Origin of the sequence: Cupriavidus sp. UBA2010 (assembly GCF_002335265.1) — a bacterium.
GTDB lineage: Bacteria > Pseudomonadota > Gammaproteobacteria > Burkholderiales > Burkholderiaceae > Cupriavidus > Cupriavidus metallidurans.
In genome coordinates this window covers 1-14,350 of sequence record NZ_DDCI01000035.1, presented here as the reverse complement: position 1 = coordinate 14,350, position 14,350 = coordinate 1, and the positions used below count along the sequence as shown (strand labels likewise).

15 protein-coding genes are annotated in these 14,350 nt (G+C 63.0%); 6 read left to right on the top strand and 9 right to left on the bottom strand.

The window, feature by feature from the left end; all coding sequences use genetic code 11:
• Positions 1-26: 26 nt before the first annotated feature.
• Positions 27-386, bottom strand: coding sequence for a hypothetical protein (locus B2246_RS26895; protein WP_029310240.1), 360 nt, complete (start codon positions 384-386; stop codon positions 27-29).
• A 324-nt stretch (positions 387-710) separates the two neighbouring features.
• On the opposite strand from B2246_RS26895, the gene B2246_RS26890 reads away from it, so the two are divergent.
• Together B2246_RS26890 and B2246_RS26885 are read left to right on the top strand one after the other, a co-directional pair.
• A complete protein-coding gene (locus tag B2246_RS26890; protein WP_035882816.1) occupies positions 711-1,586 on the top strand; it encodes a metal-dependent hydrolase in 876 nt (291 codons plus the stop codon).
• Positions 1,587-1,637: 51 nt separating this feature from the next.
• The gene (locus tag B2246_RS26885) at positions 1,638-2,057 is read left to right on the top strand and encodes a DUF302 domain-containing protein (RefSeq protein ID WP_286882691.1); all 420 of its coding nucleotides are present in this window, start codon (positions 1,638-1,640) and stop codon (positions 2,055-2,057) included.
• A gap of 105 nt (positions 2,058-2,162) precedes the next feature.
• On the opposite strand, the gene B2246_RS26880 is transcribed toward B2246_RS26885, so the two are convergent.
• Positions 2,163-2,471, bottom strand: a complete 309-nt coding sequence (locus tag B2246_RS26880) for a DUF4148 domain-containing protein (RefSeq protein WP_008643995.1) — start codon at positions 2,469-2,471, stop codon at positions 2,163-2,165.
• An 887-nt stretch (positions 2,472-3,358) separates the two neighbouring features.
• Between B2246_RS26880 and B2246_RS26875 the strand changes: the two genes are divergently transcribed.
• A complete protein-coding gene (locus B2246_RS26875) occupies positions 3,359-3,577 on the top strand; it encodes a hypothetical protein (RefSeq protein WP_035882818.1) in 219 nt (72 codons plus the stop codon).
• Between the two features lie 121 nt (positions 3,578-3,698).
• On the opposite strand, the gene B2246_RS26870 is transcribed toward B2246_RS26875, so the two are convergent.
• The 5 genes from B2246_RS26870 to B2246_RS26850 form a co-directional block, all read right to left on the bottom strand.
• Entirely contained in the window at positions 3,699-5,042 is a 1,344-nt protein-coding gene (locus B2246_RS26870; protein ID WP_035882820.1) for a CsgG/HfaB family protein, read from the bottom strand.
• A gap of 21 nt (positions 5,043-5,063) precedes the next feature.
• The gene (locus B2246_RS26865) at positions 5,064-5,744 is read right to left on the bottom strand and encodes a hypothetical protein (protein WP_035882821.1); all 681 of its coding nucleotides are present in this window, start codon (positions 5,742-5,744) and stop codon (positions 5,064-5,066) included.
• A gap of 73 nt (positions 5,745-5,817) precedes the next feature.
• The gene (locus B2246_RS26860; RefSeq protein ID WP_186426132.1) at positions 5,818-6,891 is read right to left on the bottom strand and encodes a hypothetical protein; all 1,074 of its coding nucleotides are present in this window, start codon (positions 6,889-6,891) and stop codon (positions 5,818-5,820) included.
• On the bottom strand, positions 6,882-8,036 hold the full coding sequence (locus tag B2246_RS26855) for a hypothetical protein (protein ID WP_286882693.1): 1,155 nt from the start codon (positions 8,034-8,036) through the stop codon (positions 6,882-6,884). The genes B2246_RS26860 and B2246_RS26855 overlap by 10 nt, the downstream gene beginning before the upstream one ends.
• Positions 8,037-8,177: 141 nt before the next feature.
• Positions 8,178-8,954 (bottom strand): response regulator transcription factor, encoded by a 777-nt coding sequence (locus B2246_RS26850; RefSeq protein WP_035882825.1) that lies wholly within the window; start codon positions 8,952-8,954, stop codon positions 8,178-8,180.
• A gap of 821 nt (positions 8,955-9,775) precedes the next feature.
• On the opposite strand from B2246_RS26850, the gene aqpZ reads away from it, so the two are divergent.
• The 3 genes from aqpZ (at position 9,776) to B2246_RS26835 (ending at position 11,989) form a co-directional block, all read left to right on the top strand.
• Complete coding sequence (aqpZ, locus tag B2246_RS26845; protein ID WP_035882826.1) at positions 9,776-10,480, top strand: aquaporin Z; 705 nt, start codon at positions 9,776-9,778, stop codon at positions 10,478-10,480.
• 16 nt (positions 10,481-10,496) lie between these two features.
• Entirely contained in the window at positions 10,497-10,877 is a 381-nt protein-coding gene (locus B2246_RS26840) for a hypothetical protein (protein WP_035882827.1), read from the top strand.
• 398 nt (positions 10,878-11,275) lie between these two features.
• Positions 11,276-11,989, top strand: a complete 714-nt coding sequence (locus B2246_RS26835) for a response regulator transcription factor (RefSeq protein WP_035882828.1) — start codon at positions 11,276-11,278, stop codon at positions 11,987-11,989.
• A gap of 162 nt (positions 11,990-12,151) precedes the next feature.
• Here the strand turns inward: B2246_RS26835 and bamE are convergent, their stop codons facing one another.
• Complete coding sequence (gene bamE / locus B2246_RS26830) at positions 12,152-13,006, bottom strand: outer membrane protein assembly factor BamE domain-containing protein (protein ID WP_035882829.1); 855 nt, start codon at positions 13,004-13,006, stop codon at positions 12,152-12,154.
• An 81-nt stretch (positions 13,007-13,087) separates the two neighbouring features.
• On the bottom strand, positions 13,088-14,350 hold a 1,263-nt coding region (locus tag B2246_RS26825), incomplete at its 5' end, for a YadA family autotransporter adhesin (RefSeq protein ID WP_286882697.1).

Genomic DNA, 14,350 nt, shown 5'->3' with positions numbered 1-14,350 from the left:
CGCAAGGGCTCCAGCCCGATGCAGGATCAGTAGCCGTAGTACGGCTGCGGTGCGTAGTTGACCGGGGCTGCGCCACGGCACGGCACATACGCGCCGTCATAGCTGCGATAGCAGTAGCCCGGGGGTACTTGCGGCGCTGCGTAGGCCACGGGCTGCGGCGGCGCATAGACCGGTGCCGGCGCAGCCATCACTGGCTGGCTGCTGGCCACCAGCGCGCCAATCGCCAATCCCGCGACGGCCGCCACGGCCAGCGCCGCGCCTGCCGAACTTCCGCCGCCACCGTGGTAGCCGCCACGATAGTAACGATCATGCGCCGAAGCCGAGCCCGCGACCAGCATGGCGGCGCTCAGGACGGCAATACCGGTATAACGAATCGACTTGCGCATTTCAGACTCCTTGACGGCCAACGATTGGCCTCGCTTGTACGACTCCATCATGGGCGGGGAACCATTACATTGGGTTACGGGATCGTGAGCAGATGTTAATGGCGGTGCATATCTGGGGCGGATGAAATCCGCCGTTGCAATTGCTGCAAATACAGCAACACCTTGCCCCGCCACCAGGCGCCAGTTGACAGCCGGGGCCGCACTGCAAATACTGCCGGCACGCAGCGCCTCAGCCCCGATACCCCCGAGACGGTGCAGGCAGTTCGAATCGTCGCAGTTCATTTCCCCTACTCATTGCCCAACAGGGCCCAATCAGGGACGACCATGATCAGACGCCGCCTTATCATTGCCGCCGCAGCCGCGACTGCGCTCGCCGCCTGCGCCTCAGGCATCTCGAACGCCCCCGCCCCGGTGCCGCAGCCCGCTACCACCGGCAGCCATGCCGCTGGCAAGACCGAAGTGCTCTGGCTCGGCCAGGCCGCCACGCGTATCACCACGCCCGGCGGCAAGGTCATCGTCATCGACCCCTGGCTGACCGGCAATCCGAAGACGCCGCCCGCGTTCAAGCAACTCTCCGCGCTGGGCAAGGTCGACATGATCCTGCTCACCCACGCCCACGGCGACCATCTCGGGGATGCGCCGGCAATCGCCACGACGCAGCACGTGCCGATCTGGAATGGCGGCGGCATGGGCCCGCAACTGGTCAGCCTTGGTCTGGTGACCTCGGATCTGGTGCAACCCTTTGGCAAGAGCGGCACTGTCATGCCATTCGGACCTGACGGTCCGAAGATCACCGCCGTCCACGCCGAGCATTCGTCCGAACTGGTCTGGAAGAATCCAGCCACGAACAAGACCGAAAGCCACTACGGCGGCGAGCCGGTCGGCTACATCATCGAGATGGAGAATGGCTTCAAGATCTGGCACATGGGCGATACCGGACTGTTCAGCGACATGAAGCTGATCGCCGAACGCTACAAGCCAGATCTGGTCATGATCCCGATCGGCGGGCATTACACGATGGGCCCGCAGGACGCGGCGATTGCCGTGCGCGATTTCATCAAGCCAAGGTATGCCATTCCGATGCACTACGGCACGTCGCCGATGCTGCGCGGCACGCCTGACGAGTTCAAGGCAGCGCTCGGGGCCGGGGTCACCACGGCGGTAATCGTCCCCGATCCGGGCCAGCAGGTCGCGTTCTGAGGAGCGATGCCACAGTCCGTGGCATCGCTCCCGCTTTCAGATCGAGAAATCATGACAGCACAAGCCCAGAACACACCGCACCCCGCGCGCACGCAATCGCTGCCGAGCCGCCACGACTTCGCAACGACGGTGGCGCGCCTCAAGGACGCGCTTGCGTCGCGCGGGCTCACACTATTCGCGGATATCGATCAGAGCGCCGCCGCGGAACAGGCCGGCACATCGCTCAGACCGACGCGGCTGTTTCTCTTCGGCAATCCGAAGGGCGGCACGCCGGCGATGCAGGCCAACCCCCATGCCGCGATAGAGCTACCGTTACGAGCGGTGGTCTGGGAAGACGACCGTGGCGCCACGCATATCGATTATCAGGATGCCGCAGGTGTCCTCAGCGGCGAGTATGGCTTGCAGCCGGCCCTCGTGGCACCGTTGGCCACGATACGCACGTTGCTCGAAGGCGTGGCTGGCAACGCGTAACACCTGCCACCGCGAGGCGGATGTCACTCCACTCGCGGAATACTCGGGCGTGGGCTGCAGCCCGGGATGCCAAAGAGGTACCTACTGCGGCACCTGCTGAGGCACCTACTGGGGCGCGCTGGGCAACGCAGGCTTATCACTGCCCTGCACTGCCGCCCCCGCTTCGGCCTGGTGCATTGCCTCCATCGCCTCAAGCTTGCGCAGCGATTGCTGCAGCGAGTTGGGGTAGTTCTCGTCGTTGATATCGAAGCCTACCGACTTCAGCGCCTGCAACTCGCGAAGAATGCTCGCGCGAGTGATGGGCGGCGTAGCGGTTCCCGTCGTCGTTTGCGCACGGGCGTAGCCGCAGACGGCGATCATCGGCAGGGCGATGGCACATACACGGCACATCGTGGCGAAAGATCCGGATTCCATAGCGCACTCCTGATCCTGGAGTTGGGGTCGAACAGGGGTACTCGCGTACTCGACGGCCCAAGAAAAAAGAGCATAGGCGTCCGCACATCGGCATGCCGGGTCGGCCCGGCCCATCCGTGGACAGTTTCTTGATAGACCATTTTGCGGGCAAGTCCACCGGAAGCGTCATCCGCGCAAAACATGCCAATCTGGCCGTGCGCCTGGCATCCACACCTGGCAGTCACACATGGCAGTCGCGGGCGCAGGCGACGGTACATTCCGGACACTGCAGACTCGAGAGACCATCGATTCGAGGATTCAATGCGCGGCTTCAGAAGCTTCCCGAAATCGGCACAGGGCGACTGAGGTTTGATCACGTGTCCATGCAGCGCGGACGCGCGACTCAGGTAATGACGGTTGCGCTCGCGTCGCACACCATGCACGGTGGATCGGCTGCAGCATATGCTGCGGACGGCGCCAACAGCGCCGAGCAAAGCACGGCTACCATGCCCAGGGCGACAAGTGTGCGTGGTGTCCGAAGCAGTTCCGACGCGCGGCGCGTCACGCTTTCGTCTGTGAATCTTGCTGGTTTGACTGACATGATCAAGCTCCGAAGGTAGTCCTATTTGCCTGAACCGGCAGCGATGTGCCACCCGTTCCCTGCCTTCGTTATAGGCCACCGCGACTACGCGCGACCATCCGAAATTTCCCAAAATCCAGCGGGAAATTCCCGCCGCGAAACCACCACGCGGTGTGGCGCTTGCGACGCTAGTGAGAAAATTCGGAGCCGTCGTCCCGCTGAATGGGCAACATCCGAGCAACGCGATTGCCCGGGGCAATCACAATGAGGAAGAACGGTCGACCATCCACGCATCGGTCACTGCATGACACCTCCCGGAGTTCCAACCATGCATCCCGAACTTCAAGATGAAATCCTGCAACTCAGGGCCAGGAGCGCGCGCTTTGCCTGCCTGTCGTATCGGCTCAGCGACCTTGAGGATGTGCTTCGCTTCATCAAGTCAGGTCTCCTGAAAGCAACGCCTGCGGCCATTGCGCAGTACCGGACGGAGCGCCTTCAACTCATCAATCAGATCCAGGCGATGCTGCTTGCGTCCAGGGCCGCCTGACGACATTTGGGCAAGCCACGGCAGCGCTGTTGCCGGCGCGCCATGCAAAACGCCGCGAAACCCCCAAGGATCTCGCGGCGCCCATCAGGCAGGACCTGATTCGTCTCACCACACAGTCTGATTACCAGTTCGCGTCCGAAGCCGGTGGCCCAAGCGGCGCACTCTTCTTCACCACCTTCCGGACCACCTTGGCGGCAGCGGAACTGGCCCCGGCCGGCTCATTGCGCGATACCGCTTCGGCCCGCAACTGAAGCTCGCCGGGTTTCACTTCGTCAAGGTTGATCTTGACCGACTCCAGATGACCGTACGACATCGAAGCCGTCACGCGGTCCACCACCACCGTGCAACATTCCTGCTCGGTGAAGCCCAGCGAACGACCGGTCTGCGGATCGGTCAGCTCCTTGCCGAGACGCACCACCTGATAGATCGCGCCCTGGCGCACCGATTGCCCCCCCTGACTCAGCACCACGTTATAGCCATCGCGTGAGGCGATGCTGACCGGGTAGAGCCGGACCAGAATGTCTGCCACCACCTTCCGGACCATGGCCGATTCCATTGCATCGACGCGATCCCCTGACTGCTCGACGGCACCGCCATCCACGGTATTGCTGAACAGCACTTCACGCGTGGTCACGTTCACGAATTTCTGCGACACGGACCAGCGACCGGCACGACCGGTCTGATCCGCGTCGGCGGGTCGTCCCGTTTCGAAGGCGTTGACACTGCCGAACCAGATCAAATCGGCGCCCAGGCCCTGCCCGATTTTCGAGAACTGGTCGTTCGAAACCTCGCCGCTGGCAATCCGTTCGATCTCGCCATACAACTCGGGGGCATCACCGCGCTCGAGCACCGTGAAGCGCCCGCTTTGGGTAAGGGCATCGGTAATGCGCTGACGCAGTTCGGCGGCGATCCGCTCGGCGTTGTTGCCACCCGCGTGTCCGATCCGCAGCGGTGCGATGGCAATCCGTAGCTTGCCCGTGTCCGCCGGCGCCTTGAATTTGGCCACGTCAGCTTCGATCGACGCCTTGTAAACCCGCTCCATCAGCCCCGGCGCATCCAGACTGACCACCTTGAAATTGGTCACCGCGCCACGAGTCGTCTGGCTGACCAGCTCCGCGAAGCCCGCCGAGGATAGCGTGATGGCATCGCGACCCACCGCCGCGCCAAGCGCGGTCTTGAACTGCGTGCTGGACAAGTCGATCGTGGTCCCGGTGACCTGCATGATGGCCTGCCGCAGCGCCTGATCCACGGCCTCCGCGGCTGACGCCCCCACGCCCGAAGCGGAGACGTGAACCCGCTCCACAGCGCCAACATCGGGCTTGCCGGCTTGCGCTGCCGGACTGGACGCGGCCCCGCTCTGAGGGGGCGCGGCAACGGGCTTGTCGTCCGGAGTCTGCTGTCCGCAGGCAACAAGCAGGGCCACGGCGCAGGTTGCGGCCAACGTGGCCCTTGCTTGCGAAATCATGATTGTCACCGCCAGAAGCGCTTAGAACTTCGACGACAGCGCGGCCGTCGCATCCTTCGGCACCGGAATGTCGTGCGACTTGGCATAGGCCGTGGCGGCCTGTAGCGTGCCGCTCAGACGCGACACATGTCCGGGCAGTTCGGTGGCGATATACGTGCCGGTCGAGAGCTTGCTGCCCAGCGACATCTTGTCCATGATCGACGCGCTCGTCAGTTGTGACTGGGCCGCATCCTTGAACGCCATGACGTTGGATCGCAGACCGACGTAACGCAACATACCGAGCCCCAGATGCTTCATGCCCTCTGCATAGGCGGCCTTGCCAGCGGAATCCATGCGCGTGTTGCCGTCCTTGAGCGCGGCCTCGATGGCCTTCGATGCCTCGCTCTGGACCTTGTCCGATTCCTGCAGGCTGTCCTTGGTGGCACCCGAGGTCAGCGCGTCGGCCGTGGCCTGCGCCTGTGCGGCCACTTCCTTGAGACCGACGGCCTGCGCCAGATTGACTTGTGCCAGCAGCACTTCCTTGCCGGCCGCGCCATACGCGGCGGAAAGCTGGTCCTGCATGGCCCCCGCATCGGCACCACCGCCCGATGCACTGCTGGACGGTGTCACGGCATTGGCAATGGCGCCAAGCGAAGGAAGGGCGTGCGCGTGCGCGGCGGCTAGCGACGAGAGCGCGATGATGGCGAGGTGCTTCTTGATCATGATGTCAATTGGAGAATGTGAAAGGATGCAGCCAGGCGGTGGCAAACCGCCATCACCTGGCCGGCCAACGGTGTCAGCGCACCTTGGCGTTATTCAGTTGCGCGGCCAGCTCACGTGCCGCCGAATCCGCCGCCCGTTTCAGGGCGTTCGTCTGGGCGACGCTGGCGTCCGGGCCCGTGCCCGAGAACTGCACCGGGCCCACCGATGACACCGTGCGCGGGAAGCGCGTCGTCACATCGATCAGCTTCGCCGTCACCGTCACGTAGATCCGGGTCAGGCCCGTTACCGGGTCGGTGTCCTGCATGCCGATATCGAGGGTGCCCAGCGCGAGGTAAGGCACCTGGGCAGTCTGCAGTCCGAGCACCGCTTCGCGCATCGTGGCCGGCTGCAGGTCGTTGCCGGTCTGGAAATCGTTCTCGAGCGCCGAGATCCGCAGATGACCGCCCGAAGTCGGCTCCACATACCCCGCCTCCACCACCTGGAAGCCCGACTGCGCGAACACGCCCGTGAAGATCGAGTTCAGGTTACCGGACGGCACCAGCTTCCACTTGATCTCATCGGCCTTGCGGGTGCGGCTGCCGCCCGTCTCCATCGACACCGAGGTGTTCGCGGCATAGCCGCTGCGGCTCGATTTCTCCGTGGCGCTTTCCTTGATGTCGGCGCGCTTGTACACGCGAGGATCGTAGGACTTCACACTGTCCTGCTGGCGTGCGACGAACACAAACGTCAGTGGGGACTTCTGGCCATCGGCGGCCATGGCGACCGGCGCGCCACCCTTGACGGCGTTGCGCAGCTTGGCCACGTTGATATCGACACGAACCACCACCGAGTACTGCTGCGCGTCCTTCTTGTCCTCGTCGCTGATCAGCGTGGCGCCCAGCACGAACTTGTCCAGGTTGGCCGCCACCTTGTCGCGGATGCTGTCGAAGTTCTCGGCCTGGGATTCACCGCTCTCTGCGTAGTAGCGCTCGATGGCATTGACCTCTGCGGTCTGGAATGCGCGCTGCTTGTCTTCGGCGGATGCCTTGCTCGAGAACAGCGAGCCGTCGTACTTGACGGTCGCCATCCCCTTGGATGTCACCACTTGCGCGGACGCGAGACTGCTGGCCAGTACCAGCAGCCACCATAGATTACGAATTACCTGCATGATTTGATCACTCCTCGTGTACTTTCGATCTGGCTCTTCACGTTGTCGCCGCTCGCGGCAGCAGCCAACCAGTCACTGTCCTTGCCGCCGACCACATCGGCCAGCTTGGTAAACAGCCCTCGCAGGGATTCCCCGAATGCCGGGAAGTCGTCGGTGCGGGACTGCGTCACCGGTACCGCCTTGACCTCGCCGTTCTTGAAGTCCGCATCCAGATAGCGGCGGCCCGACATGGGTTCGGCCATCGAGACGTGGCTGTACGATGCGTAGATGTAGCTCGTGCCAGCCGCAGAACTGCCGTACTCGACCCGTTTGAAGTCCTTCACGGACAGGTCGATCGTATAGTCGGGTTTCGGCAACTGGAGATTGAAGACCTCGCCATCGCTGAAACGCATCGACATCGCATTGCCGATGGCATAGCCCTTGGTGAATGGCAGGATCGGCACCTGGGCCTTGTCGAGCAGCGCTTCGCCGAACATATCGGCCACCCAGCCCTCGGCCACACCGTCGCCGCGCAACGCCTCCGGCAATTGCGCCCTGGCACCCGGCGTCAGTTCCACACGTTCGATCTGCAGGTAGCGCGTGCCCGAAGATGGCAACTGCGCCGATGACAACGCACGCACATAGCGATCGAGCAAACCGGGACGTTCGCCGCCGGCCAGCAGCCGTTTGATCCGGTCGCGCTTCTCGGCATCGCCCGGCATGTGGTCGAGCACATCCAGATGGCTGATATTCAGCGGATACGCGCGCACCACCGTCATGGCCTTGAAGTCGAATACCAGCGCCTGGCCACGCAGATTCGTCATGACCTTGTAGATCGACCCGAAGCGCTCGCTGGACACCGATTCGCTGGTCACCACAAGCGCAGTGGCCAGTGCCTGATCGCTGTCCTTGAGGCTGGCCATGCCATCGGTGGTAATGGCAAAGTTCGCTGGCGGATTTGCCGCTAGCGATTGCGCGATCACCTTCGACGGGCTGCGGCCATTGGAGGCCAGTTCGGCTTCGACCTTGCGCATTAATGGAAAGCGCGAATCAATCTGTCGGGCTTCGCCGGCATAGGCGAAGCCGGCGAAGGCTACCTTGTCGGCAGCGTGTGCAACGGTGGCAATCAATGCCAGTACGCAGAGTGTCAGGCGGGCGACCAGCATGGAACGAGCAGCAGAGAGTCAATCAATGGCCGGGAATTCTGCCGTCAGCACCACCGCCTGAGCTTAGGAAACCTCTGAATTTCAATACCGAAGCAGCTTGCGGCGCGGAGAACCTCTCCGTGCTGATCCAGCGCGCCCGATTCACGCCGCTTGCCGGGCGTGGGAAACGTCTTCATCCTCGACTGCCGACTGAGACATCTTGCCTGCCGGCGCACCCACCTCGAGTCGATAGCCGAAGCCCGACACGGCATGGATCGAAATCGGGCCGCGTGAACGCATGCCCAATTGCATGCGCAGGGTGGAGATCAGCGTCGACAATGCCCTGGATGAGGTCGGCAGCCTCGCACCCCAGATCTCCAGTTCGATGCTGGCACGGGTCAGCGTCTTGCCCGCGCTCCGGAACAGCATGAGCGCAAGCCGAAACTGCCGATCCGACAGCTTCACGGCTACCCCGCGCAGCAACACGCAATGCTGGCGCATGTCCAGTACATAGTCGCCCAACCGAAAAGTAGCGCCTCTATCCTCGCGGGACAGTGAATGGCACTGGTGCGCCGCGATCAGCCCGGCGGCGACGATCTCCGACGATCGTGGATCGGAAATGAATCCATCGATCCTGTCATGGAAGGCATGCGCACTGCCATTTGCATCTGGCGTCGTGACAATGACAACCAGCGGCGTATCGAAACCGAGCTTTCTCACCTGGTCGACGAACGCCAGACCCGGCCCACTGACAGCCGGCAGCATCAGGACAACGAGGTCGAACAGAATACTCTGGCCAACCTCCGCAAGGTCAACCAGCGACACAAAGATCGAGTAATGGAAGTCTCTGGAAGCCGGAAGCAGATCGATCGTCGCATCGATGCCGTCGGGCACCAGAATGCCAACTGCAAGCGGCCTGGGTATGGCGAGGGTATTCATGAGGCGGTGATGAAAATCGTTCTCCCCGGCTAGGTGCCGGGTTGACCCGCCAAGGGTATTGCATCTCGTGGCGCGCAAATGCGGAGGGTTCTGAAGACAATCAGGAAGCTTCCGAATCCGCGCATTCCAGTCGGCCATTACGCTTGCCGTAACGACTTGCCGAGCCGGTCCTCGAACATTGGTGCCGTGTCGCCAACATCAACCACTGTCACCCGAAGCGCCTATGAACAGCAAGATCCACCTGACAGGATTCCACCGCGAACTGTGGGAGCTTAGGTCTCGTGGCACAGGCTTCTGTGGTCTGGGGGGTATCTTGCCAAGTCCACTGTTCAAGGACTGGGCAACGATCAAACCACTCTTGCCCGCGCGTGACCGTTACTCGCAGGCCAAGCTTGCGCTAGTCTTCTACGCATACCTTATGGTTCGCGACTCGGCCAATGCGACCAGGAGCCACGGTGGGACCGGCGTACATTTCATCTATCGGCCATGGCAATCATGATCCGCACCTCTTTTCCGTCGTTTGCTGACTTTGTAAGAAGCCGCGCCATCCGTGCGGCAACTGTGCTTGCCGTCGTTACCTTGCTTGGCGGCTGCGGGATCTTTGGTTGCGCGGCAGGAGGCGGGAATGGCCACGCCGCCGGAGGCTGTGCCACAGGCATGCGCTTCTAGTGGAACGTTCGCATCGAAACGGGAATTCGCCTGTGGCAGCGCAGGAAGAGTCTTAGCCCCGTCGTACATCGGCATATCGAAAATGACGACCGGCGAGCGGTGGTCGCACCGCGCACGCCGCCCTTTCGATACTCGACGGCATACGTAACAACATGAATATTGGCAAACGATTCACGGCCGAATGGCTGGGCACTTTCTGGCTGGTCCTTGGCGGATGCGGCGCCGCAGTATTCGCAGCAGCCTTCCCTAACGTTGGTATCGGTCTGCTCGGTGTATCGCTCGCTTTCGGTCTGACGGTCGTCACCATGGCCTATGCCATCGGCCCGGTCTCCGGCTGCCACCTCAACCCGGCCGTTACCGTTGGCCTTGCCGTCGCTGGACGCTTCCCGGTCGCCGAAGCGCCGCTGTACATTGTGGCCCAGTTGCTCGGTGCCGTTTGCGCCGCAGGCACGCTGCTATACCTGGCAAGCGCCAATCCCGGCTTCGACCTGATGACCAATGGCCTGGCGACCAACGGCTACGGTGCGGCGTCGCCGGGCGGTTATGGGCTGAGAGCGGTGATAACGACAGAGACGCTGATGACCGCGTTCTTCCTGATCATCATCATTGGCGCCACCAGCTACAGACGCACGCGCGCGGCGGCACCGCTGGCGATCGGCCTGGCGCTGACGCTGATTCACCTGATCTCGATCCCAATCTCAAACACGTCGGTCAATCCCGCACGCTCGACGGGTCCGGCGATCATCGTTGGTGGGGTAGCGATTCAGCAACTGTGGGTTTTCTGGGTCGCACCGATCTGCGGCGCGATCCTGGCCGGCCTGCTCGGTCGTCTGCTGTTCGTCAACGAAGCGGACTGAGAGGCTGTTCTCCGCAATGCAGATCCTGTCTCAATCCGTGCCCGCCCCGCTGGCGGCCAGACCGGGGCGCAATCGGTTCCTGATCCTGGTAACGGTGGCCCTGGTCGCCGTGATCGTCGCCAGCGCCACCATCTCCTCGATCCTGTCTGGCCCGGCAGCCGGACAGGCTGTTTCCGTGAAAGTCACGCCGGGCTACTCGGACGCACTGCCGCGAATCGTCGGTCAGCATTGCGGTAACCACTGCGCCGAGATGCTGGAAGGCTATCAGTGGGCTCAGCTCAACGACATCCGCCTGCCCCTTTCCTGCCGCCGATATACCGGCGCGTTCACTGACGGTTGCCTGGCATACCTCGAATATCGCGCAGAGACCCGCCGCGGCGCGCGTGCGGGCCGTTGAACCACGACAGCCTTCACCGCGGCGGAATCCGGCCATTGGTCCGGTAGGCGCTTCCTTTGGCATCCGACACCCCGCTGCGCGCTAGTCAAGACCATCGCCCAGTTCAACCCATTGCGTGAACTGGGCTGCGCCTTCGGGCAAGGCCATCCGTGGGCGCCATTCCCGCCCACAGCAGAGTTCCTCGGGCTCGCGCTGCCGCGCTGAGAGCCTGGTCCGACACCTGCCGAGCACCCGCAAATTACGTGCGCATCACTTGCTCCCAGCTACTCAACCCATTCCGATGGATCACTCCTTTCATCGGAAATTTCCGAATCGCCCTGCTGAATGGCTTTGCTACTCTCAATCGAGTCATCATAAATGCGCTCCCATAGCCGGGCGCCTGCTTTCGGAAGTTGAAAGTGAACTCGATCAAGATCGCACTGCTTGACGCGGAGCCCTCGTCCGCAACCGGCATCAGCAAAGTGCTGGAAACCGGCGGTGTCGTATCGTCCCGCTTCGCCAGTTCCGCAAGGTTGTTTCGGGAACTCCGGCGCTCTGTATTCGATGTGGTACTGGTGTCTGACAACCTGCCCGACGACCCGGCCACCGATGTGGTCCAGGCACTCCGGCGCGCCACCACACTCCAGATGCCGATCCTGGTGATCGCTCACAATGCGTCCCAGGTGAATCTGATCGACGCTTTCGACGCCGGTGCGGACGACTATGTCGTGTTCACCAGCGATCCGAGCAGCCTACTGCCACGTATCATCGGCCACCATCGGCGCGCCCGCAGGCGCGAAGGATCGGGCGGCAGGCAGCTCAGTGCGGGCGACTACACGCTTGACCTCGATGCCTGCTGCGTGAGGTTCCGCGCGGAGACCATCCGTCTGACGCCCAAGGAATTTGCGCTGGCCAAGCTGATGTTCTCTTCCCCCGCCGTGACCTTGCCACGTGATCACATCGAGATCGTGGTCTGGGGCAGCACCCTGCCACCGCTATCGCGCGCGCTGGCTGCCATGGTAGCCCGGCTTAGACGCGTGCTTCGGCTCCGCCCGGAGCACGGCGTGACGCTGCGGGGCGTGCATTCGATGGGCTACCGGCTCGATATCGCCGCCCCTGACTCCGGCATCTAGAAGGTCATTGGAAAGCCGTGCCCGCCTCGCTGGCATGCTCGCGAGCGCCCATGCAAAAGGCCGTTACCCGATATGGGCAACGGCCTTTTAGTTTGTCCGACTCGTTGGATGCATGACCGCCCGTCCCCTCCATCAGAAGAAGACAGACGGCGGTCGCCCCTCTTACTTCATACCCAGTACACGGATCTCTACACGACGGTCCGGGGCCAGGCATTCGATCAGCTTCGCGCGCGGCAGGGTACCGCATTGCGTACCCGGCTCGGACTTGCCGCGACCTTCCGCCACGACAACGCGCCCGTCCACGCCGTTGTCCACCAGCAGCTTCTTGACCGTTTCCGCGCGCTTCTGTGACAGCACCCTGTTGGCGCTTGCCGACCCGATACGGTCGGTGAACGCCTGAACTTCCACTCGCGTGACAGACTTCAGTTGCGCCAGCTCCGCACCGAGCGTCGCGATCTGCCTGCGGCCGTCGTTGGTCAGATCACCCGGGCCCGAGCCGTTGAACCGGAAGAGCGTGTCGCCTGACAGCGTCGCGTTACGCAGCACCGTTGGCACGGCGGCGACAACCGGCGGCATAACCACTCGCTGCACTTCGGGAGCCGGCTTGTTCAGGAAGCTGGCACAGGATTCCGGCTTCCAGTAGTACGCACGGGTCTTCTCGTTCTTATCGAAAACGACCTTCATCTGGCACTGGACGATATCGTCCGGCGCAGCGCGGCCCGTGCGGAAATTGAACAGGTAGTCCCATTCGCGCACGCCAAAGAAGCCTTCATTGAAATGCGGCCGGTCGAGCAGCGGATAGAGCTGGGACTTCGTCATGCCGGGCGCCAGCATGCGCAGGTTGTCGATATTCGGGAACGTACCGTCCTTCGGCCACGACGACGCCGGGTCCGGAAATGCAATTTGGTCGGACTTGCCGTCATCCGAGAGGCGGCTCGATGTGGTCGAGCACCCCTGCAGTGCTGCAGCGGCGACCAGTACGGTCGCGACAGCGATCCAGGTAGATTTGGCTTTCATTTCTTGGGTTCGGATTCTGTTAGGTTCGGGACACGCGGCGGCGTGCCTGACGCCGCCGCGGTACACCATCGTCGCGATCAATTACCAGTGGAAGCCCGCGCCGGCCGCCACACCCACGTTGCCACGGGTGTTGCTCGTGGCCTGGGCCTTGAAGACCCAGCGACCGCTCTCGGACATCTGCGAGAGGCCCAGCGCGATTGCCGACTGACCACCGTAGGTACCACCACCCATCGCCACCATGCCGCGGCCTGGCAGCGTGGCTTGCGGCAGTGCCGCCATCGCCATCGCCGATGCCGTGCCGGCGTAGGCATCACGTCGGACATTGGTTACCTGCTGGTTCGTGTAGTTGATCGCGGCGTTCTGCACATCGCTCAACCCCGACTGCAGCTGCGAGACGTTGACCGCATCGGTGGCGGCGGTACCCGCTGCCACGTTCGTGATCTGACGCTCGTTGCCAGCGGAGCCCACGGACACCGAGTTGGCACGATCAGTGGTCGAGCCCGCGCCCAGCGCCACGCTGTTGTCGTGGGTTGCCGTCGAGTTCGCACCGATGGCCGTCGAGTTGTTGCCCGATGCCGACGCCGTGTTACCCATCGCCACACCGTTGTTGCCGGTGACGCTGGCGTTGGCGCCCGATGCCACACCCTTCGTGCCTGCCTTCACGTACGCCTTGTCAGTATCCGTGTTGGTACCATCGGCCTGGAAGTAACGCGTGTTGGCCTCCGTCTTGTTGATCGTGTCGCCCCAGTTGTTGACCGTATCCTCCAGGTTCGTGACACGGGTATTGGTCTGGTACAACTGCGCGCCATTGACCGCATCCGTGCTGTTGGCCGACACATCGCCCTGGTGCAGGTTACTGATCGTGGTGCCGCCGGTCTGGCCACCGTCGGTCGACGTGGTACCAGCCAGCGTCACGTGATCCTTCGGGGCATTACCGGTACCGTCATACTTCACGTTGCGACCGTCGTCCGGCGTGATCTTGCCGTCCACCGAGCTGATGGCTGCCTGCAACTGCGCCACGTTCACCGCGTCGCTGGACGCGGTACCCGCTGCCACGCCGGTGATCTGGCGATAGATGCCGGCTGCTGGGTTACCGACCGATACTGCGCCGGCCGTACCCATGGTGCCCATCACCGCGTTAGCCAGCGCGGTATCCGCACCGGTCGGCACCCAGCCTGCGATGCCACCGGCGGTGCTTGCCACCGAGCCAGAGCCCAGCGCCACGCCACCGGCAGTCGACGCCGAGGCGCCCACACCCATGGCCATCGCGTTCAGACCGGTTGCACCGTCGTTGGCGTAGTTGGCACCTTGTACACCACCGTCGTTCACGCTGTAGTAGTGCGT